Annotated in this window: 21 protein-coding genes and 1 pseudogene; 1 reads left to right on the forward strand and 21 read right to left on the reverse strand. The window is 70.0% G+C overall.

What is annotated here, in order from left to right:
• Positions 1-2: 2 nt before the first annotated feature.
• The 3 genes from ABR737_RS33170 to ABR737_RS33180 form a co-directional block, all read right to left on the reverse strand.
• Positions 3-776, reverse strand: a complete 774-nt coding sequence (locus ABR737_RS33170; protein WP_350254572.1) for a hypothetical protein — start codon at positions 774-776, stop codon at positions 3-5.
• Positions 776-2,398, reverse strand: coding sequence for a hypothetical protein (locus tag ABR737_RS33175; RefSeq protein ID WP_350254573.1), 1,623 nt, complete (start codon positions 2,396-2,398; stop codon positions 776-778). Before ABR737_RS33175 ends, ABR737_RS33170 begins: the two co-directional genes overlap by 1 nt.
• Positions 2,399-2,686: 288 nt before the next feature.
• Complete coding sequence (locus ABR737_RS33180) at positions 2,687-3,061, reverse strand: hypothetical protein (RefSeq protein ID WP_350254574.1); 375 nt, start codon at positions 3,059-3,061, stop codon at positions 2,687-2,689.
• Between the two features lie 76 nt (positions 3,062-3,137).
• On the opposite strand from ABR737_RS33180, the pseudogene ABR737_RS33185 reads away from it, so the two are divergent.
• Positions 3,138-3,359, forward strand: a pseudogene (locus tag ABR737_RS33185) (transporter); the annotation flags it as partial.
• Positions 3,360-3,531: 172 nt separating this feature from the next.
• Here the strand turns inward: ABR737_RS33185 and ABR737_RS33190 are convergent.
• From ABR737_RS33190 to ABR737_RS33275, 18 genes are all read right to left on the reverse strand, one after another.
• Positions 3,532-4,902 carry an SPDY domain-containing protein gene (locus ABR737_RS33190; RefSeq protein ID WP_350257017.1) on the reverse strand — a complete coding sequence of 457 codons (1,371 nt, stop codon included), beginning with the start codon at positions 4,900-4,902 and terminating at the stop codon, positions 3,532-3,534.
• Positions 4,903-4,962: 60 nt separating this feature from the next.
• A complete protein-coding gene (locus tag ABR737_RS33195; RefSeq protein ID WP_350254576.1) occupies positions 4,963-6,081 on the reverse strand; it encodes a DnaB-like helicase N-terminal domain-containing protein in 1,119 nt (372 codons plus the stop codon).
• On the reverse strand, positions 6,081-7,337 hold the full coding sequence (locus tag ABR737_RS33200) for a DNA cytosine methyltransferase (RefSeq protein ID WP_350254578.1): 1,257 nt from the start codon (positions 7,335-7,337) through the stop codon (positions 6,081-6,083). The genes ABR737_RS33195 and ABR737_RS33200 overlap by 1 nt, the downstream gene beginning before the upstream one ends.
• Complete coding sequence (locus ABR737_RS33205; RefSeq protein ID WP_350257018.1) at positions 7,334-8,257, reverse strand: adenine nucleotide alpha hydrolase family protein; 924 nt, start codon at positions 8,255-8,257, stop codon at positions 7,334-7,336. The genes ABR737_RS33200 and ABR737_RS33205 overlap by 4 nt, the downstream gene beginning before the upstream one ends.
• Before the next feature lie 35 nt (positions 8,258-8,292).
• Positions 8,293-8,760, reverse strand: coding sequence for a hypothetical protein (locus tag ABR737_RS33210; RefSeq protein WP_350254579.1), 468 nt, complete (start codon positions 8,758-8,760; stop codon positions 8,293-8,295).
• Positions 8,753-9,493, reverse strand: a complete 741-nt coding sequence (gene trpA, locus ABR737_RS33215; RefSeq protein WP_497137490.1) for a tryptophan synthase subunit alpha — start codon at positions 9,491-9,493, stop codon at positions 8,753-8,755. Before trpA ends, ABR737_RS33210 begins: the two co-directional genes overlap by 8 nt.
• 95 nt (positions 9,494-9,588) lie before the next feature.
• Entirely contained in the window at positions 9,589-9,990 is a 402-nt protein-coding gene (locus ABR737_RS33220) for a hypothetical protein (RefSeq protein WP_350254580.1), read from the reverse strand.
• Positions 9,991-10,162: 172 nt separating this feature from the next.
• The gene (locus ABR737_RS33225) at positions 10,163-10,810 is read right to left on the reverse strand and encodes a winged helix DNA-binding protein (RefSeq protein WP_350254582.1); all 648 of its coding nucleotides are present in this window, start codon (positions 10,808-10,810) and stop codon (positions 10,163-10,165) included.
• A gap of 201 nt (positions 10,811-11,011) precedes the next feature.
• Positions 11,012-11,734, reverse strand: a complete 723-nt coding sequence (locus ABR737_RS33230; RefSeq protein ID WP_350254583.1) for an SPDY domain-containing protein — start codon at positions 11,732-11,734, stop codon at positions 11,012-11,014.
• Entirely contained in the window at positions 11,731-12,570 is an 840-nt protein-coding gene (locus tag ABR737_RS33235) for a hypothetical protein (RefSeq protein ID WP_350254585.1), read from the reverse strand. The genes ABR737_RS33230 and ABR737_RS33235 overlap by 4 nt, the downstream gene beginning before the upstream one ends.
• Before the next feature lie 45 nt (positions 12,571-12,615).
• A complete protein-coding gene (locus ABR737_RS33240; protein ID WP_350254586.1) occupies positions 12,616-13,215 on the reverse strand; it encodes a hypothetical protein in 600 nt (199 codons plus the stop codon).
• A gap of 171 nt (positions 13,216-13,386) precedes the next feature.
• Positions 13,387-14,037 carry a hypothetical protein gene (locus ABR737_RS33245; protein ID WP_350254588.1) on the reverse strand — a complete coding sequence of 217 codons (651 nt, stop codon included), beginning with the start codon at positions 14,035-14,037 and terminating at the stop codon, positions 13,387-13,389.
• 77 nt (positions 14,038-14,114) lie between these two features.
• Positions 14,115-14,729: a hypothetical protein gene (locus ABR737_RS33250; RefSeq protein WP_350254589.1), complete on the reverse strand. Its 615-nt coding sequence runs from the start codon at positions 14,727-14,729 to the stop codon at positions 14,115-14,117.
• A 53-nt stretch (positions 14,730-14,782) separates the two neighbouring features.
• Positions 14,783-15,391 (reverse strand): hypothetical protein, encoded by a 609-nt coding sequence (locus ABR737_RS33255; RefSeq protein ID WP_350254591.1) that lies wholly within the window; start codon positions 15,389-15,391, stop codon positions 14,783-14,785.
• Positions 15,392-15,447: 56 nt separating this feature from the next.
• Positions 15,448-17,247, reverse strand: a complete 1,800-nt coding sequence (locus ABR737_RS33260; protein WP_350254593.1) for a type IV secretory system conjugative DNA transfer family protein — start codon at positions 17,245-17,247, stop codon at positions 15,448-15,450.
• Positions 17,248-17,286: 39 nt separating this feature from the next.
• Complete coding sequence (locus tag ABR737_RS33265; protein ID WP_350254595.1) at positions 17,287-18,057, reverse strand: SPDY domain-containing protein; 771 nt, start codon at positions 18,055-18,057, stop codon at positions 17,287-17,289.
• The gene (locus ABR737_RS33270) at positions 18,054-18,644 is read right to left on the reverse strand and encodes a hypothetical protein (protein ID WP_350254597.1); all 591 of its coding nucleotides are present in this window, start codon (positions 18,642-18,644) and stop codon (positions 18,054-18,056) included. The genes ABR737_RS33265 and ABR737_RS33270 overlap by 4 nt, the downstream gene beginning before the upstream one ends.
• A gap of 68 nt (positions 18,645-18,712) precedes the next feature.
• The gene (locus ABR737_RS33275; protein ID WP_502964420.1) at positions 18,713-19,534 is read right to left on the reverse strand and encodes an SPDY domain-containing protein; all 822 of its coding nucleotides are present in this window, start codon (positions 19,532-19,534) and stop codon (positions 18,713-18,715) included.

Consider the following 19,534-nt stretch of genomic DNA (forward strand, 5'->3'; position numbering starts at 1 on the left):
GTTCAGTTCTCCTCGGCGACAGCGTCACGGTGGTTGGTGTCCGCGGTCTGCTGCCGGCGGACGTCGGTGATCTTCTGGAAGGCGGGCAGGGCGGCTGCGCCGGCTACCTGGAGGCGGAAGCTGTTCAGCAGCCGGTACTCGAACGGGCCGAGCGCTTTGGCCTGTTGGGCGTATCCCTGCAGGACAAGCCAGTCCAGGACGGACTTGATCCTTCCGAGGCTGGAGGACGCGGCCAGCTGCCCGGTCTTGGTGAGCCGGTGCGGGGAGAGCGCGTCGTAGGTGTTCCACGCCGCTCGGGCCGCGGCTACTGCGGGGAGCAGACCCGCATCGTCCTCGCCGTCCTCGCGGAGCCGGTGGATCAGGTGCCGCACGAATGCGTCAATCTCCTTGACCGAGACTCGCTTGATGGTCTCCTCTTCCAGATCCGCAGCGGTGGGATAGGCGTGCGCGGCGATCGCCACGTGAATCAGCCCGTAGACCAGCCGGTCCTTGGGGTCGCGCATCTTGGCCGGGAGGTCGGCGAGTTTGAAGGCGAACAAGCCCCCGGTCGCGGCCGATACGCGCAGACCTTCCTCGGAGTGCGCCGTGATGACGTGCAGCGACATGCCCTCTGCGATGGCATCGACTATTTCCCGGAAGGCGGGCGAGGATCGGTAGCGCTCCACGAGGTCGTGGTAGTCGGCGTCGCCCAGCGGTTTGCGGCGGGGCTGGCAGGCGTAGCGCACCAACCGGGCGGCGTCGGTTATGTGCTGGGTGCGTGGCGTGGGTGTGTTCATCAAGCAGCCTCTTCTGCCACGGGGTGGCTCATGGCGGGCGCGGGAACGGCGAGCAGGTCGCTGCCCTGGTGGGTTCCGGTGGCAAGAGGGGTGCCGTCATCGAGCAGCACGAGGTGGCAGGCCAACAGCTGCCTCAGCCGGACCGCTGGATCCGGGTCGTCGGCGTCGGTTTCGGTGTCCTCCGGGTTGGGCGCGAAGGCACGCAGCACGCTCAGGGCGACCAGGTCGGTGACCACGGGCCCGAAGCCCGCTGCGTCGGCCAGCAGCTGCGACAGGCGCACCGGCCCGCCCAGTGCCCGTGTGAGGACGGTAAGGGCCTGCTCCCAGGTACTGCCGTCGTATGTCGGTGCCGTATCCAGGCGGTCGTCGATGATCACCATCTCGTCGTCGGGGAAGGCCGCCATCTGCTCCCGAGGGGGAGTGAGCAGCATCGGATAGAGCTCGGCCAACACCGGCAGCGCGCCAACGACCGGCCCGCACACCGCCTCGGCGAACGCCTCCGCGACCTGTAGGGCCTCGGGCCAGTCCAGGTTCAGGAGCGGCGTGAAGACGTCGTCTTTCATCGCGACCGTGTGCAACTGCGCTGGGGGGCGGAACCGCTGGGCGGCCTGGGCATCCAAGAACGTCGGCTCGGCACGCATCACCTGCCCGTGGAGTTCGGAGTGCCGCGTGTAGGCCCGCTGCAGCAGATCCAGCACCCGCCCGCAGGCGTCGCGTACCTCCTTGTCTCCAAAGCCGCCGTAAGTCTGGCGTAGCCGGTCAATGAGGTCGCCTTCGGCCGCCAGGCGTTCCGTTAGGTGCTCGCGGGCGTCCCGGAGCAGCTCTGGTGCCCGCTCGTTCCAGTCCACCGATGCCACGTCGCGTTCGGTGGCCACCAGCACCACGCGCACCCGCTCGGCGTAGGCGACCGACAAGCGCAGGCTCTGAGCTGCGCTCTGCTCGGCTCGGCCCCACTGACCGTGTGCGATCTGGCGGCGCAGCACGGTGTCCATGGCGGCCTGCGCGTCCTCCACCGCCAGGTCCAGTCCGCTCAACAGCACGTTGATCGCCTCGCTGCTGGCCCGGACAACGGGGTGCCCGGAGCGGTGCGGCTCCTCGCGCACCAGATAGAACCGCACCGGCTGCATCTGGTGGCCGTCCCGGAAGTCGCTGACGGGAACAGTGAAGTCAGCCCCGCCGGCGTCATCGTTGAGCAGCCCCCGCCACACGAACCGGGCCACCGCCACATGCTCATCGTGAGGCTGGCCCGGTGCGGACCGGGCCGCCAGCCCAGTCAGGAACCGCACGATTTCCTCGGTCGTGGCCTCGTCCTCCAGCCCCTGTCGTGAGACCACTGCGTCCAGCGCCGCCAGCGCGAAACTGACAAGGTCGTAGTGCTGCCGCGGGAAGGGCTGGGGCCCCGGGCGCCGTGCCAGGTCATGGAGCGTCCCTGAAAGAGCCAGCGACATCCGTCGGCGTACAAAACCCGGGTCACGGACCAGCTCCCGCCACTCGGGTGCGTCCGTCGCGGGTTGCCCAAGATCAGCGAACAGGTCGCGCTCTTCGGCCGTCAGACCCTCTGAACCAAAGGCGCCAAGATCCACATAATATGGATCTTGTTCCCTATCGCTGTCATATGCCATGCGGTTTGTATAGCAGGCATATCTGACAGAGCTCTCCGCCCCATCCGGTCACCGCCCACCACCTGGTAGCACTCCGGAGCGCGCACGCACCATCACGCCACCGGAGTGCCGCGCGGCGCCGCCTCTAACCGAGGAGCTGAAGACCCTGCTGGAGGACTGGCTGCTGCGCCGGTCCGAGGGGCTGTGCTGCGAACCTGCTATGCACCGACCACGGACGCCCGGTCAACGGCACGTGGGTTCTCGAGATTCGCGCTCCGGCCGGCATGTGGCCGACCGGTGCGGGAGGGCTCATCGGAGGGTGCGGGCTGCGGGCGGTGCGGTTCGGGGTGGTGGTCCAGCCCGGGGGATCGCCGGGGCGCGCGGTATACGCGTTGCTGTAGATGGAATGGTGGCGGTGGCGCGTTGCCAGCGGGTGCGCAGGGCAGTCAGGTCGGCCAGGGCACGGCGGCTGCCAGTGATCAGCTGATGGGGGGTGTTGGCCGGGTCCTCGGTGTACGTGGTGATCCGGGTGGCGACGGCGTGGGCGCGGGCGAGCAGGGCGCGCTGCACGACCTTCTCGCCCCAGTACTCGGGTGAGCCGACGGGCGTGGAGATGAGGGACATTAGGTGGCTGGGGGCGATGCCGTCGGCGAGAAGACTGCGGTGCTGGGCCTCCCACAGCACAGTGACTGGATCGACGGGATCACCGCCCGAAGCGGACGCGCCATCGGCTCGGACGCGGGCCGCGCGGCAGAAGGCGCGGCGTCTGCGGAACTTCGCCTGCGTGTGCCCACCCCAGCGGAGCAAGATCCTCGTCTACCTGAAGGTCGACCCGAAGCACGTCGACCTCGTTCCGGGATTCACCCGGGACGTGTCCGAACTCGGCCACCACGGGACGGGCGATCTGGAGGTGCAGCTCCGTACGCCGAGGGACGTGGAACGAGCGCAGGATCTGTTCCGCGCGAGCTACGCGGCGGCTTGATCGCCCGACGACACCCTGGTCATGAGTGTCAGGCGTTGAGTCTGTGGTCGTCGGGTGCTCTCCTTCGACGTGAGGGCAGGTCGTGGCGGTGGACCATCAATGATGCGCGGGATCGCCGGTTTGGCTAACCGGCGATCCCGCGCTATGTTGCTCCGCCCTGACCCGCTGGTGATCAGCGTGTACGGCTGGGTGTAGGGCTGGCCCTGACTGCTGGGACGGCCAGCGGTGTGGTGCCGAGGCTCGTTTTGCGTTCGTGGCCCGCGGGGCGCGTCTGGCGGGTGCCGACTCTGTGGGCGAGGTTCTCGGAGAGGCCGGCCAGCAGCGAACTGGGGGTGTGCGGGGAAGCGGTGAGGATCCAGGCGGGGCGGTCGGGGCCGGGGCCGGCCCAGATGGTCCAGGTGGCGAGTGTCGGCTGCGGACGCTGGGCGGCGAAGGCATCGAACTGGACCCCCGCGTCACCGGCGGGGGACGTCCAGCGGATCCATCGCCCGTCCACGGTGTGCTTCCATCCGGCGTCGGAGAGGGGCTGTGTGGCGGCGGTGACGGCTTTCTCGTCCACCGGTGCGCCGAAGGGCGCGTCCCAGCCGTCACCGTCGGCCAGGTGATCCAGCAGCTCCTCCAGCACGAGGTCAGGGGTTGCGCCGGTCGCGGTGAGGACCCATATCCGGTCGGATACGGGCGTCTCGTAGGCGGCCACGGTCCAGGCGTTCTCGTGGGCGGGCGCTTCGTGGATGCGCTCGATGCGCAGGGTCTGGGATTCGTGGATGGCGTGGGTCGTCTCATCGGACCAGGTCCTCCACTTCTCCCAGTCGCCGTGCGCGTCGAGGAACGCGTCCAGGAGGGCGTCGTGGTCGCCGGGGTCGGCGGCGTAGGCGGGCACGGTCTCCTGTACCGATAGGGGACGCTCAGGTTGCGCGGGCGGTGCGTCGAGGGAGGTTCGGGCTTCGGCGGTTTCGCGTTCGGTGTCGGTCATCGGCGCGGGGCCTGGGCGCATGGTCTCGCCGTGCAGCCCTTCGAAGGTCACCAGAGCTTGGGCGGGTGAGTCGAAGGTGTCGGCGACCTGCCTCAGGTGGTTCTCGCCGTGGAGGTAAACGCTCTTGCCGGTGTTGAGGTAGGTCCCGACCGCGACGGTGGTGTGGCCATCGTGGGCGTGGGCGTGGATGAGGAGGTGGCCGTGACGGATGTCGTCGTAGATCTTCTGGGCCTCGGCGGAGACCTCTCGGATCTCAGTACGGGTGCACCAGTGCATGGGGTAATTGGCCCATGTCCATTCCTCGTCGATGGCCTCCCGGAGCTGGGGCGTGATCTCGACGGCGACCCCCGAGGTGATCAGTTCCCGGGCGGCTTCCTCGGCCCAGTAGGGCTCCTCGTGGTCGATGCGGGCCAGGACCAGGGTGTTCTTGGCGACGACGTGCCAGTCGGCGGCTTCCAGACCAACGTGGGGGATGTGGGCCTGGGCGCCGGTAAGGGTGGCGATCACAGCGCTGGGGTGTGTGGGGTGGGTGTCGAGGCGGACGTGGGCGTCGATGGACGGGGGTGTCACCAAGGAGTGCTCTTTCTGCCGGTGTCCGGGCCAAGGGGGCCGGACACCGGCGGGCTTGGGTCAGCGGGAGATGCGTGCCGTGGGCGGAGCCGTGGTCCGCGGTGGACTGGCCCGGGGCGCCGCCGTGCCTCTGGTCGCGGGCCTGCTCTCTGGCGCGGGTGAGGTGGCGTGTTGCCACCGGGTGCGTATGGCGGACAGGTCGGCGAGCGCGCGGCGGCTGCCGACGACGAGCTGGTACGGCGTGGTGGCCGGGTCTTCGGTGAATGCCTCGATGCGCCGGCCTGTGTGGTGGGCGGTGCTGAGGACGGAGCGCTGGAGGATCCGCTCGCCCCAGCACTCTGCGGAGCCGACCGGTCCGGTGAGGAGGTCGAGCAGCTCACTCGGCTCGGGCCCGGTGCTGAGGAGGCCACGGTGCTGCGCCTCCCACAGGACCGTGACGGGGTCGACGGGGGTGTCGCGTCGTGTCAGGGCGACCAGGCACTGCCACAGTCCGGCGTGCAGAGGGTGGGTGAAGTCGTCGGGCTGCAGCCACCGCATGGTCGTCACTTCGTTGGGGTGGGCGGTTGCGGTGGCGAGCAGCAGTCGCTCCTCGTCGAGGGCTTCATCTTCGGCCTCGGGCGGGGGCGGTGGCGGTGCAGGGGTACGGGGCAGGGAGCCGGGGTGCGGGGTGAACTGGGACGTGAGTTCGTCGAGGTAGCGACCCAGGGCATCGGCCTGCGCAAGGACGGCCACGACCGAGTCCGGCAGCGTGGTGTCGGTGGCGATCTGGCACAGCCGGTCGGCGTGCTCGCGCAGCATCCGGCGGCCGTGATCGGCGCGGATCATGCCCGCATACGCTGCGGCGTGCTGGGGCCGGGGGCAGCTCTGGATGAGGGTGTGCAGGTAGGAGGCGGTCAGCCCCGGCGCCTCGGGTTGCGCCTTGGTCAGTACGGCGCTGAGCCATGCCGTGTCCTTGGCGTGCTGCTTCGGGCTGGGGGTCGGCACGGTGCGCATGGCGAGGAACAGAGTGCTGTGGGCGTGATTGCCGAAATTGTCTGGCGTCAGACGGCCGATGGTGCCCAGCCGGTGTGGTTCGAGCAGGAGGGCGCCGAGCAGGGCTTGTTCGGCGTAGTGCACGGGTCGTGGCGGTGGCAGGTCGTCCAGGTCGTCGCCCTCGTACGGGTCGGCGGGGATGGGCATTAGGCGGCCAGGGTGAAGTCGTCGAGGGTGAGGGTCTTGCCGAGGTGCGGGGCGAGGAGGTGGGCGGCGAGGCGGGGCGGTACGGCGTTGCCGATCTGGCTGAAGACTTGGCCCTTGTTGCCGGCCCAGGGGTAGTCGGCGGGGAAGGTCTGTAGAACTCCGGCTTCCTGGGCGGTGATCCGGATGGGCGCCGGGACGGCGGGCGATTCTGCGTCCCCGGCAGGCGAGGCGACGGGCTCGGCGACCCAGGTGCATTCGTTCGAGCGGTGCCCGAAGAACAGCGTTCCCGCGGGCTCGGACAGGGGCCGGATGGTGGCGTGGGCCTGGTTGTTGCTCCGCAAGGACCACGACCAGTCAGGGACCGGCACCGGCCGGCCCGCTGCCTGTTCGGCCTGGTCGCTGGGCCGGTCGGCAGGCTTGGTTCCTGCCCGGCTGGAGTGCTGTCGGGGGGTGTCCGGGTGGGGTGTCCAGGTGCCGCGGTCTCGGGCGGTGGACAACGCCTTCCGCGAGCCGGAGGGGAAGGGCTCGGCGCCGCCGCCGGGCCCGCCGCCGGCGCAGACGGTGGGCACAGGCCGGTCGGTCGCTCCCCACCCCAGGGCCTGCGCCATGCTGACCCAACGGGTGCGGCCCGGCCCGAACAGCCCCTCGGGCTCATCGATTTTGGCGTGGGTCGGCGGGGGCGGCTGGGCGGTGCGGACGCGGGAGGCGAGCAGGATCGCCCTCCTCCTCGTCTGGGGCACCCCGTAGTCCGCGGCGTTGAGGATGCCGGTCCACACGGAGAACCCCCAGCGGCGCAGGATCACCGCGTACTGCTTCCACAGAGGGAGGACGTCCGGCACTTCCTCCATGGCGACCCACTCCGGCTCTCCGACCGAATTCAGGTCGTGGAGGTAGCGCATGGGCTCGGCGGCCAACAAGGAACGCACATCCCGGCAGGCGCCGAGGAGCGCTTCGCGGGTGTCGCGACCAGTGGCGAGGTCTGAGACCGCCTGGTGGACCAGGGGCTGGTCGATCAGCCCGAGGCGTTTGCCGGCCATCGACCATGCCTGGCACGGAGGGGACGCGATCAGCCCGCGCGTTCGGCCGATGAAGGGCCACGTCGGATACGTCGCCACGTCGGTCCGGATCGTCAATTGTCCAGCGGCGGTACGTGTTTTGCAGGCCCACTCGTCCCATTCCAGGCCAAGGTCCTGGGCGCCGAGGACGCTCAGTGCCCTGCTCCAGCCGCCCGGCCCCGCGAAGAGGTCGAGGATCAAGCGGCCAGCCCGAAGTCGTCCTGCACCGCGGCTTCGGCATCACCGCGACAGGCCCAGGGCGAGCAGCCGTCCACGACGCCGTTCTCCAGCTCGTCGGCATCGTCAGCCCCGATGCGCAGGGCGGCCCGCTCGGCGGGGGTGACGTGATCGATCGGTGCTTCGCCGAGAGGGACGCGGGAGCGGTGCAGGAATGCCTCGCCCAGCAGGCGGTTGCCGCTGGCGTTGGCGCGGGCGTTGCCCTGGCGGATGGCGGCGTCGAAGGCCACCACGTCCGCCCACTCGGCAGGCGAGGTGTCGCGGATGTGGCGCCACTGCGCGTTGCCGTGGAACGGGCACCCGAGGCATGACGACTTCGGGGTGTCCGCGAGGTTGAGCGACGACAGGTAGCGGACGCAGTCGGCCCGGCTCCAGCCGAGGTCGATGAGCGGGTGCCGGTTGCGCATGTACTTCACGTCGGCGTCCTTGGCGCGGTGGAACTCGTCGGTGGAGATCCCGACCCACTGCTCGACGAACACCTCGCGCGGGATGCGGGCGGGGTAGGGGTAGCCGAGGAGTTCGCGGACCTGCTTCTTGATCGGCTTGATCTTGTATTCGCCCGTGCACTGCCGCCGGGTCATTCCGGCCTTGCCGTCCTGGTTGAGGATGTGGAGCGGCATGGAGGCGAACCGGTGCTGGGGGGCGAGCGCGTCGTCGCGGATGTTGCCGGTGGACACCCGCAGGACGGGGATGCCCGCCGGCGCAGCGATCTCCCGCTCCAAGCGGTCGAGGTGCGCATAGACGGCCTGCGGTTCCCAACCGGTGTCAGCGAAGATCGCGTAATCGACCTTCGGAAGGATCCCCTCGGCGGAGAGGGCGAGGAGGGTGCTGGACTGAACTCCGGCGCCAAGGGAAAGGGCGCGGAATCGGGGTTGATCTGAAATGGTCTGTCCTGGAGATGGGGAAGCGGCGGCACGCCTCAATGCGGCAGGTGCGTCGGCAGGTTGGGCGGGGCCAGCCGGTCACGGTGTATGGCGTGGCAGAGGGCGGGGATGCGGTCGAGGAGGTCGGTGGCCGACTCGATGAACTGCTGCGGTGACGGGCCGATGAGGACCACCCGCTGTGACACGGCGTCGGCTCGGCGGCGCCGGTTCTCCACGGCGCGCGCAAGGGCGGCGGCCAGTTCGGCGCCCGCGTCCTGGGCGGCCTTGGCGATGTGCGCGACCCGTTCGAGGATCAGCAGGTCCGCGGACGTGGTGTGCGGCGTGTGCTGTGCGAGGCCGCGGAACAGATACAGGGCGGTGTCGGCGAGGTCTTGGGTCTCGGTGATCCACGCGGCCAGCGCGTACGCGTCGTCGGTGGTGCTGGTGCGCAGGGCCCGGTGCAGGGCCAGGGCGTCGGTGGTGATCCGGTCGAGGATCTGAGCCGGTGCGGGGTGATTAGGCACGGGTCTCCGTGGAGGTGGGCGTGTGCAGGGCCTGGGCGAACGCGGCAGTCACTTCGCCAGCCCGACCGGGGGCGGTGGCCAGGGCGCGCACGACCGGGGTGCCGATGACGACGGCATCCACCACCGGGGCGACGCGCGCGGCGAGGGCCGGGGTCGAGATCCCCACGCCCGAGACCACGGGCAGCGGGCTCGCGCCGCGCAGGCGCCGGGTGAAGTCGCCGAGCGCCGGGATGTCGAGCGGCCCTTGGTAGCCGGTCGGGGCTGTGTTGGCGGGTGCGTAGAGCCATCCGGAGGCGCCGGCGACCGCGGCGGGGAGGCTGATGTCGGGGGTGGTGCGCGGGATGAGGCGTGGGGCGCGAAGGCCCGCTTCCCGCGCGATCTCGTGCCAGCGGGCCGCCTGGTGGGCGGGCAGGTCGACGACCATCACGCCGGCGGCACCTGCGGAGGCGAACAGGTGGGCCAGGTGCTCGGGGCCGTGGCGGCGGACGGGCTCCCAGTAGGTCATGACGACGGTCGGCCGGAGGCCGGCGGCATGCTCGACGGCGCGGACGGCGGCATCGAGGACATTTCCGCGTCGCAGGGCACGGTGGTACGCGGTCTGAATGACGGGGCCGTCGAGAACGGCGTCCTCGGTTGCCAGGCCGACCTCGAACAGGTCGGCACCTGCCTGCGCGAGCTGGTCGAGGTGACGGCGCTCGGCGGATACCGGATGGAGGCCAGCCGGGACGAACACGCCAAGCGAGCAGCGGGGTTGGGTGAGGAGGGTGTGGAGGGGATCGGCAGTGGTCAGGGTGGGGCCTTTCCCGGCGGATGGGCTGTCGCCGGAGGTCAGCGGCGGCGCCCGGCCGGTGGAGTCGGGGGCACGGGCGGGCCTGCGGTGTGTCGCGGTTGCGGGCCGGGCGGCTCGGGCGCGGCGGGAGGGCTGCTGAGGGCGGGTGCGACGAGGTCGAGGGTCAGGGCGACCTGCTGGGCCTGGTCGTGGGCGTCACGCAGATGCCCGGCGACGTCGTCAGGGAGCCGATCCCACTGGGCTCGGTACTGGTAGCGCTGGATGATCTCGGCGGCGTTGCGCAGCTGGTCGGCGACCTGCCGCAGGATCGCGGTCTGCTGCTCGGGTGCTGTCGCGGTGTGCGTGGCCTGCAGGAGCGCGTCCAGGGCGGTGGGCAGCGGCTCGTCGTCCGCGGGGAGGCCGAAGAGGTCGGCATGCAGTGCCTGGGCGAAGACCGTCACGGGTCCGCCTCGGCCGCGGTGGCGGTACTCGGCTGGGGCCTGTCGGCGAGCTTCGAAGCTGACGGTCACGTCGCGGGGGGCGGCGCCGGGGCAGAGCTGGTCAGCGAGAGCCCGGGCGAGATCGTGTGCTGTCGGGGTGTCGGAAGGCGTCGTGGGGCTCCGGGAGTTGAGGTCAACGGGCCGCGGCTCGTGCCGCGGTCGCGGCTGGTCGGGCTGGTGGGCGTGTTGCGGCGGGTGCGGTGGAGCGGGGCCAGGCGAACGAGGCGGCGAGGTCGCGGCGCCCAGCTGCGGTGAGGTGGACGCGCTCGTCGCGGAACCAGTCCGGGCAGTCCTCGCGCATCACCAGGCCGCGGCTCTCCAGGGCGCGGATGGTGCTGATGCTGACGCGGAGGTCCTCGCGGCACAGATAGGGCTTGCCACTGGTGATCGCCACGTCGCCGCGCGCCACCGCGCGCAGCGTGGAGTCCTGGATGTGAGACAGGGCGGGCGGCCGGTACTCGGGTACGAAGCCCCGGCGGCGGCGTTCGACAGCGAAGAGTTCAGCGGTCGCCAGGGCGTCTGAGGAGCCCAGGGCGGTGAGGCTCGCGACGAGGCTGAAGCACCGGCCGGCTCCCCGGCGGGCCTCCTGCTCGGTCACGACCGCCAGGAAGCCGTCGCCCAGCTCAACGGGCAGCCCCGCGCGGGTGTGGTCGAGGAGGTCCACGGCGTCGATGAGATGGTCGGCTGCGTCGGAAGCGAGATGGGCGAGTTGGCGAACGCGTGCGTACACCGCGTGGATCACGGGGCTGTGGTACATCGGCTGGGCATTGAGGGTGTCCACGATGGCGAGCGCGGACCGGGCCAGGTGCTGTGCAGATTCCGTCTGGGCGTTCAGCAGGGCGGTGGGGGCTGGCCCGTTGAGCGCGTGCCGCTGGTGAGCGTCGTTGAATCGGGTGAAGTCGGCCGCCAGATTGAGGAGTTGTTCGGCGGGCTCAAGGGAGGCGGTCTTCTCGGTCAGGATGGCTCCAGGGCGATCGGGGAGTCAGCGACGGCGGCCGGGGCGGTCGGGACGGTCGAGCTGTGCAAGGGCGTGATGGATCTGGGGGTTCACTCCGGACCCGCGGACCGGTGTGATCAAGGCGCTGTTTCCATGCCGCGTGCTGAGGGGGATGTCGGAGAAGACCCGCTCCACCGCCATTGGCGCGGTCAGGTGGGCGAAGAAGTTGCGGACGAGGCACTCTGGGGTGTCTTGCGTGAAGGTGGCCAGCGGCGCGCCCTCGAAGTAGACGTGCTCGACCTGCCAGGCGATTTCCTCGCCGGGCGTGTGCTGCAGTCGGCAATACAGGTCGGGCGAGGTGAGGGCGCCGTCCTCGGCGGACCAGTCGTTCAGCTCGGCGAGCTGGTCCAGGGGCATGTCTGTGATCGGGATGCGGTCGGCGTGACGGACGTCGCCGAGCAGCTGGGGCAGTGCCTGGGTGACGGCGGCGACCGCCTCCAGGGGCGCCTGCCTGCTGAACGTCGCTTCCCAGTACGGCTCATGGTGGGCCACGGTGAGCCACTGACCGCGCGGGTGCAGTGGGGCGAAGTCGACGAACAGGCTGGCGTCGGGGCTGTCGATTGCGACGTGCCCGGTGGCGGCATCGTGCTCGTGCTTCCACCCGAAGAGGTGGATGAGGGGGCCGATCACGTCGGCGACCCGGTCGCCGGCGCCTGCCATGTACGGAGGCGAAACCATGACCCGGTCGTCGTGTGCGTACGGGCTCATCGGCGCACCTCCCGCTTCACCGCAACCGCCGTGGCTGTTGGCGCGGCTGCCGGCACCGCGGTCACACCGCTGCGGGACCGGTACTGAGTCAGCGCGCGCTGCCCTTCGGCGGTCACGGTGATGCCCCGCCCCTGGTAGAGCGGTACAGAGGTGTCGAGGTGGACCAAACCGCGCGTGTCCAGGGACTGGAACGTGCTGATGGTGATCAGGGTGTGGTCGGGGGTGAGGACGATGGTCGAGCCGCGGCCTCGTGTCTGCATCGTGGCCCCGCCCTTCGCCAGCGCGCGCAGCGCTTCGTACTGGGTGGGACTGATCTTGTGCGGCGCCTGTTGGCTGTTGGTGGATGCGCGTTCGAGGTCGCGGGTGATGCCGGTGACCAGGTAGTGGCAGGCGGTTTCGCACACGTCGAGCTGGTGGGCGGCGTCGGCGAGGTAGCCGATCATCTCTGGTACGGCACGGGCGTGCCTGGCGTTGCGGATGCTGTCCTCGTCCTGGTGCGGTCCAGCGAAACCGGTGCTGTCCAGGGGGTTGGCGGCCAGCGCGTGCGCGAGGCCGGAGCTGGCCAGGGACGCACCGGAGACGACGGCACCGAGAGCGTTGAGCGACTGTCGGCTGCCGCTGACGGCTGTGTACGGGCTTCCGTCGAGGGCGGACAGCGGCATGAGCGCCTTCCCGACCAGCTCCTGGCTCTTGAGCACGAGGGGCGTGAGCTGCCGAAGGGCTTCTGTTCCTGGTGCGACAGCGAGGTCGCGGACCCGGTCGTGGAGGGCCTTGAAATCGTGGGCGAGGTGGCGCAGGTGGTTGATCTGCTCGTGGAGATCGACGGCGGTGGTCAACAGGGCTCCGGGGCATGCCCTTGAGAAGGGCGGCGGGTGTGGGAGTCAGCGCGGGCGACGACGCGTCGCCGGACCGGGCGGCGGGCTGGGGGCCGAAGGTGATGCAGGGCGGGGTGCGGCCGGGATGTCCATCGGTGTGGGGATGCCGAGGCCGACGTGGACCGTGAGGCCGTGGGTGTAGGCGTGCGTTTCGGCGGCCGTGACGGCGCCGAGCAGGCCGTGCTGCTCCAGACCGGGTGGCGGTTGGTAGGAGGGTCCGTCCACGGTGGTGAAGCCGTGCTGTTCCAGGAGTGAGCGGGCGGCGGTGGTTGCGGCTGTCGCCGTCACGGTGCCGTTGGCGAACTGGAAGCGGAGGTCCGGATCGGCTTCGGGAGTATCGGGGCTCCAGCGCGTCGTCCAGGAGAGGTCGACAATGTCGATGGTGCGGGTCAGAAGCCCGTCCATTGCGTCCCCGGCGCTCTCGTGGGCGTCCCGGGCCGTGCCCGGTGGGAGCAGGTAGAGCGTGCGGCCGAGGTGCTCACGGGCGAGGAATCCGGCATCGGCCAGCATGCGGTCGGCGTCGCGGATACGGCGGTTGAGAACGACGAAGGTGTGCCCGTCGTCGGTGGAGCCGATGAACACATCGGGGATGTTCAGGAAAGACAAGGAGGTCCAGGGAGTGGTTGGGGAGAGGGTTGGAGGCTGCTCAGCGGGTCCGGCGCGAAGCGGTCTGTTCCGATGTCGCCACCTGGGACGGGGCAGAGGGGGACGGACGCCGTGCCGGGGTGGGCGTGCGTAGCGCGGTGCGGGCATCGTCGAGGGATTGCGCGGCGGCGTTCAGGTGCATGCGCAGCGCGCAGTGATGTTCGATGTCGTGCAGCCGTGCAGCCGTGCAGCCGTGGACGTGTCGGGGTTCGGTTTGCTGAGCGCGGCGAGCGGGACCATGGCCTGGGCGTAGTGGTACTGCGCCCTGCTGAGCGGGACAGCCGCGTCGGTGAGCGCTTCGACCGGCCGCCAGGAAGAGCCGGTCTCGTGGGCAGAGTCGAGGTGATAGTGGGCGTCGCCGGCGAAGCGCAGGGCGAGGTGGCTGAGCAGGTCGATCTGGTGCAAGGCGGTGAAGAATCCGTCGGGGCCGGTTCCGACGGGGTGGAAGCGGACGTCGGCGATGACTGCGTCCAGCGCGGCGGTGGGCGTCATGTCGTCGAGTTCGTAGGGTTCGATGAGGGTGTCCTGTCGTGGGCTTGCCAGACTGCGAGGGCGATCTGCTCGGTCCCGAGGTCCGTCCGCGGCCGGGACGGCGTGTGTCTGGCGGCTGAACTGGGCGGCCCAGTAGGGCTCGTGGTGCCGGATGTCCCACCAGATGCCGTCGTTCCGGGGAGGCTCGAAGTCGAGGAAGACGCTGCCGCAGGGGCTGTCGATGTCGATGCGCCCGGTGCGCGGGTCGTGCTCGTAGGGCCAGTTGAACAGGTGGACCCTTGGGCCGATCACATCGTTGAGCTTGTTCGTCCCGCTTCCAGCCAGGTGTTGTGGGGAGACGAGGACCAGGCCGTTCGGGGCGAATCCGTTCAGCGGTGCCTTCTGCCTGTGTTGCCTGGAGCGGGCACTGGGCCCGGTGATGCTGCCTGGGCACGGGCAGGCTTCTGGCGCGGTGCGATCGGGATCGCGTCGGGCGTGGGGATGCCGAGGTCGACGCGTGAGCCAAGCCCCTCGATGTAGGCGTGCAGGTGTGCATATTCGACGGCGTCTAGGAGGCCGAGTTCGTCCAGCCCGCTCGGCGGCAGGTATGAGCCGTCCGGGGAAGGGGTGAAGCCGTGCTGTTCCAGGATCCATCGGGCCGTGTCTGTCTCGGCGGTTGCGGTCACGGTGCCGTCGGCGAAGCGGAAGCAGAGGTGGGACCCGGGCAGGGGACCGTGGGGGTCCCTGTAGGTCGTCCAGGACAGGTCGACGAACTCCTTGTTGCCGACCAGAAGCCCGTGCAGGGCCCATACGGCTCGTTCGTTGGCGTCCTGGGGAATCCCCGGCGGGATCAGGTAGATGGTGCGGCCGTTGTGCTCGCGGGCAGTGAAGCCGGCATCGGTCAGGATGTGGTCGGCGCCGTGGCGGGGGCGGTTGAAAACGACGAAGGTGTGCGCGTCGTCCGTCGACCCGACGAACACATCGGGCAGGTCCACAAAGGACATATTTCTCCGGGTGAGGCTGCGAGGGTAAGGGGGAGACGTTGAACCGGTCGCGGTCAGCGTGTCCTTGGTGCGGCTGCGCGCGTTGCGGGGCTCGGGCACGGGGCGTTCACCGCTGTAGGTGCCGCTGCGGATGAGGTGGTCGGGATGCCGGGGCTGACGAGGGCGCGGTCGATGAGCTGCTGGTCCTCGCGTTGCGCGGCGGCGGAGGCCAGACGACGGGAGAGCCGTTGTGCCAGCGCGCGGTATGCCTTGGCGGAGGCATCCATTCTCTCGGCGGCGTCGTTCAGGACGCGTCGGCTCGCCTCCGGGGTCTCATCGGCGTCCTCGTACAGGAGCACTTCGGTGCGGGTGTGGATGGCAAGGGTGCACATGGCGGCGGCGAGCGACACCTGGGCTGAGGCTTCGGCGAGTTCGGCGAGGTTCTCGTGTCCGTCCTTCATGACCGCGTACTGGCTGGTGGACAGCTCCGCGAGCTGCTGCGTGCACCGCGTCGCCAGCTCCTGGGTCCGTACGGCGATCGGAGCCAGCTCGCGGACCGGCTTGGAGATCTCTCCGGCACTGACCTGTTCCACGTCTGCCCGCAGCGATTCCAAAGTGGGCGCCACCTGGCCGAGGAGGCGGGTCTGCTCTGCCAGGTCGATGGACTGCAATTCGAACTCCAAGAAATGGAAGGGGAAGGGCGAAGACGTCCGGATGACGCAAGGGAGCGGGCAAAGGGCTACGCGGCGGTGCCGTAGTCGTCCTGCTGGGGAGCGTGCTTGGCGACGGCACGGGTGGTGATGGCCTTCGACGCGCGGGCCGAGGCAGCGGACAGTTCGTCGGCGCCGGGCTCCAGGTACCACGGCCTCAGATCGAGCATCGCGGCGCGCATGCCGGTGGCGAAGCACAACGCGGTGCCCTTGGGGAGGGCGCGGATCGCGTCGGCGGGCAGGATCCTCTCCTGCCGCATGCTGACGGAAGTGGACTTGCCGGACTCGGAGTGCGAGGTGGACGTGGTCTGCACGTCGTGGTCGCCGATCAAGCGGGACAGTTTGTCGGCGAAGTCCGGGTCGTCGATGCCGGACCCGATCACCTTCACGGTGGAGGCGGACCACATGGCGTCCATGCCGGCGTCTCCCCAGACTTTCTGGCCCTGGCGGTAGCTCTGGAGGATCGTGATTGGGATGATTCCGCGGCTGCCGAGGTGGGAGTACAGGTCCGGCAGGTCGCTGATTTTGCACACGTTGGCGGCCTCGTCCAAGATCGCCAACATCGGCGGATCAAGACGTCCTCCCGCCCGCTCGGCCTGTGCAGTTGCGGCCCGCATCACCGAATCCGCGCACGCGGCGATGAGCGCGCTCGCTCCGCCGCCGCCGTCCTTGCTGAGCAAGAAGAGCGTGTCGGTGGAGGTGACGAACTGCGCCGGCCGGAACTCGGGGACATCCTTCTGCGGTGTCACCCATGCCGCGATCTCTGCGTTGAGCAGGGCGGAGGCGTACTGGCGGGCGGTCTCGTAGATCCCGTCCCTCGTCTCCGGCGGCCCCTCCACGGTCCCCTTGAGCTGGGCGGCGACGGCAGCGAAGCCGTGGTCGCGGAGGATGTCGAGCGGGGTGCGGTCGGCCGGAAAGGCGAGCCAGGCCATGATGTCGGTGATCGGCCGCTCGTCGAGGGCTGCGGCCAGGAGCAGTTGGCTCAGGATGTTGCTGCCGGCCTTGGACCAGAAATCGCCCTGCTGGCTCGCGTCGACGCTCGCGGCCAGGAAGTGCCCGGCCAGCCTGTTCGCGCCGTCCAGGGTCTTCGCGCTGGCGAGGGGGTTCCACCACATCTCGCGGGCAGCGTGGGCGATCTGCTGCGGGTCCATGGTCCACACCTGCCCCACCTCCGCCCGGGCGTCGTAGGCGGTGGTGAAGGCATCGCCGGCGGCCTTGTTCGAGGTCAGCAGGACCGGGCCGGGCGCGGCGAGAACGGAGGGGATGGCCAGCGATGTGGTCTTGCCAGACCGGGGGGCCATGATCGCGACGGCGACGTCCTCGAACCCCATCCGCACCTCATGGCGACTGCCTTGGAGGTTGCCGAGCAGGATGCCGGTGTCCTTCGCGTCGATGCGCTTGGCGTCCTTCAGGCTCGGACGCAGCGAACGGGCCTTGTCGGTGATCGCCTTGGCCATCAGTGGCTCGATGTCCCCGGCCTTAGCCATGTCGGTGATCTTCTTCCGGCCACCGCCGCGGTTCTTGTACCGGGCCCACAGGAGACCAGCCGCTGCCCCGAGGGCCAGCAGGAGGAGAACGGGGACGATGCGGGTGCCGATCAGCAGGGACGTTTCCCCTGCCTTGGGCCACAACCGTTCGGGGTGGAGCAGGGCGGCGGTCGGCTGGTAGGGCGCCGGTGTGGCTGATTCCGTCAGCCAGGCGGCAGCGTTTCCGCCGAGCCAGGCGAGATTGGCCAGGGGGACGGCGATGGCGAGAACGCCGAGGAGGATCTTGAAGGCTATGTCGTAGCCGTCGTTCGAACTCAGTGACGGGGAGGAAGGGTTGGGCAAAAGGGGGATTCCAGAGAGTGTCGGAGTGTGCGGTTGGCGTCAGCGGGTGCGCCGGGGAGGCGGCGCTTTCGTCGGCACGGGGGCGGACACTGGCTGCGTGGACCGATTGGCGAGGGCCGCGACGCGGCGCTCCAGGGCGAATTCGACCTCGGCGGCGGGACGTTGCGTAATGGTCACGTGGGCCTGTCGTCGGACGTTGAGCGGGACGCGGAGCGGATAGGCATCTCGGAGCAGCGGGGCCGTATCGGCGAGAGCGCGGGTGAAGCCGGTGATCAGGTGCGCCGGTGTGTCACCGCTGAGGTACGCGCGCCAGATCAGGCCCTCGGGGTCCTCACTGACCGCGGTTCTGGCGAACCAACAGTCCGTGAAGCCGTGGGTGAAGTGCTCCACATGGGCGAGGCCGTCGGGGGAGGTGAGGCCGTCGTGGTCGTGGCCTTCGAGCCATCCGGCCTGACGCAGGGGCTCATACGCATCGGGGGCGGGCGCCTGGGCTGTGGCCGGGTCGGCGAGGGCGTCGGTGAATCCGGCGATGATCTCGACGGGGGTGCGGACGCCGAAGCTCACCGACCAGGCCCGCTGCTCGCCACCTGCGTGCTGGAGGTTCCACCACGGACCGTCGGGGTCCGGTCCCAGACGCAGCACGGCCCTTCTGTCGGGACTGGTGAGCACCACGTGCGGTACCAGCGGGTTGGGTTGGGAACTCCAGTCGCAGGATCGGTGCAACGGGGCGGTGACCCACGCGGGATCGCCCCCGCCAGCCAGGTAGCGCGGGGCGACCAGTGCCATATCGACGATGTCGGGCGCGCTCACCGGTGGGCCCTGGTTGTGCGGCTGGCCGACACGAGCGGTGCGGGGGCTGGCACCAGAGGCGCGCTTGTCAGTGGTGAGGGTGTCTGCTGCGCGGCCCAGTGGATTTCGAGGATGGCTTCCCCGGCCGAGGCCCACTCGTCGAGGTAGGGCCCGGCTTCGGCATTGCGCTGGGCTCGTTCGTCGTCGTAGAGCCAGATTCCTGGGCGTGCGGAAGGGGGCAGGTTGTCGCGGGTGGCGAGCCATTCCTCCTGGAGGACGGCCAGGTAATCGAGCGCACTGTGGAGGGCCCCGAGCTGCCAGGCCCACCGGGACTGGATGGTTCCGGCCGGGAGGTGTTGCAGTTGCGTCTCAGCGGTGGCGACGAGGGCCTTGGCACCGGGACGGACCCGGTTGAATGCCCTCCAGATTTCTGCGTCGCGGTGGTAGGCGCGTCGCACATATGCCCCCACGTCGTGGGGCTCGCCGGCGAGGTTGGTGTGCTGCTCGGAGTAGGCGTCCCAGTCGGCGAGGATCTGGTCGCTTTCGCGGAGGAAGACGGCCAGCTGTTCCAGGCGGTGCTGGTGGATCTTGTGGGGGGATGTCTGCACAGGGGTCTTTCGGAGTGCGGTTCACCGGCCCGTAGCGGCGGCCCTACGGGCCGGTGGTGGTTGGATGGTCAGCGCCGCAGAGGTGCGGTCGCGCTTGTGGGCGGCGCTGGAGCCGAGGCGGTGACCGGTTGTTGCTGGCGGCGGGCGGCGCGGGCCTGCACGCGGAGGGCGTCGAGGCGGGTGGTGTGCGCGTCGAGGACCTGCTGCCGGGTGAGCGGATGGCTCTGCCGCTTCTGCACGGCGCTGCGGCGCGCGGTGCGTTCGTACATGCCGCGCTGGAGCGGGGCAGGGTCGGCGAGCGCCGTGATGAAGGCGTCCACGAGGTGGGCGGGCGTGTGCCCGTCGAACGAGGCGTGCCAGATCCGTTCCCCCAGGGTGCCGGGGCGCTGCTCGACCGCTTCGACGCGCCAGTGAGGCGTGCCGCCGTGGATGCGGTCAGTCTGCAGCTCTACGTGGCACAGGGCGTCGGGGGAGGCAGCCTCGTCCCCTGCGTCGATCAGCCAGCCGGACGACTCCAACGTTCGGAAAGGGTCGGCCTGTTCGGCGGGCGGCGGGGCGATGAGGGCGTCGGTGAAGGCGCTGAGGATCTCGGCGGGGACGAGTTCGCCGAATTCGGCGTACCACGGCTTGGTGTCGGTGGGCTCGGCCCGCAGCCGCCACCAGGCGTGGGTGGCGGACTGCGGGTCGAACTGTAGGTGGTGGCGCCTGTCTGGGCTCGTCAGGACGATTTCGGGGCTGAGTGGGTCCGACGTGCGGGTCCAGCCGGCTGCGGCGAGACCGTGGGTGACGTGGCGGCCGTCGCCGGGGCCGGCGAGGTAGCGGGGAGTGGTATCGAACGGGATTCGCCAGGCGTGCGTGTCGGCGAACGCTGCGAGTTGCCGATCGCTCAC

It is taken from the genome of Streptomyces sp. Edi2 (assembly GCF_040253635.1).
GTDB lineage: Bacteria > Actinomycetota > Actinomycetes > Streptomycetales > Streptomycetaceae > Streptomyces.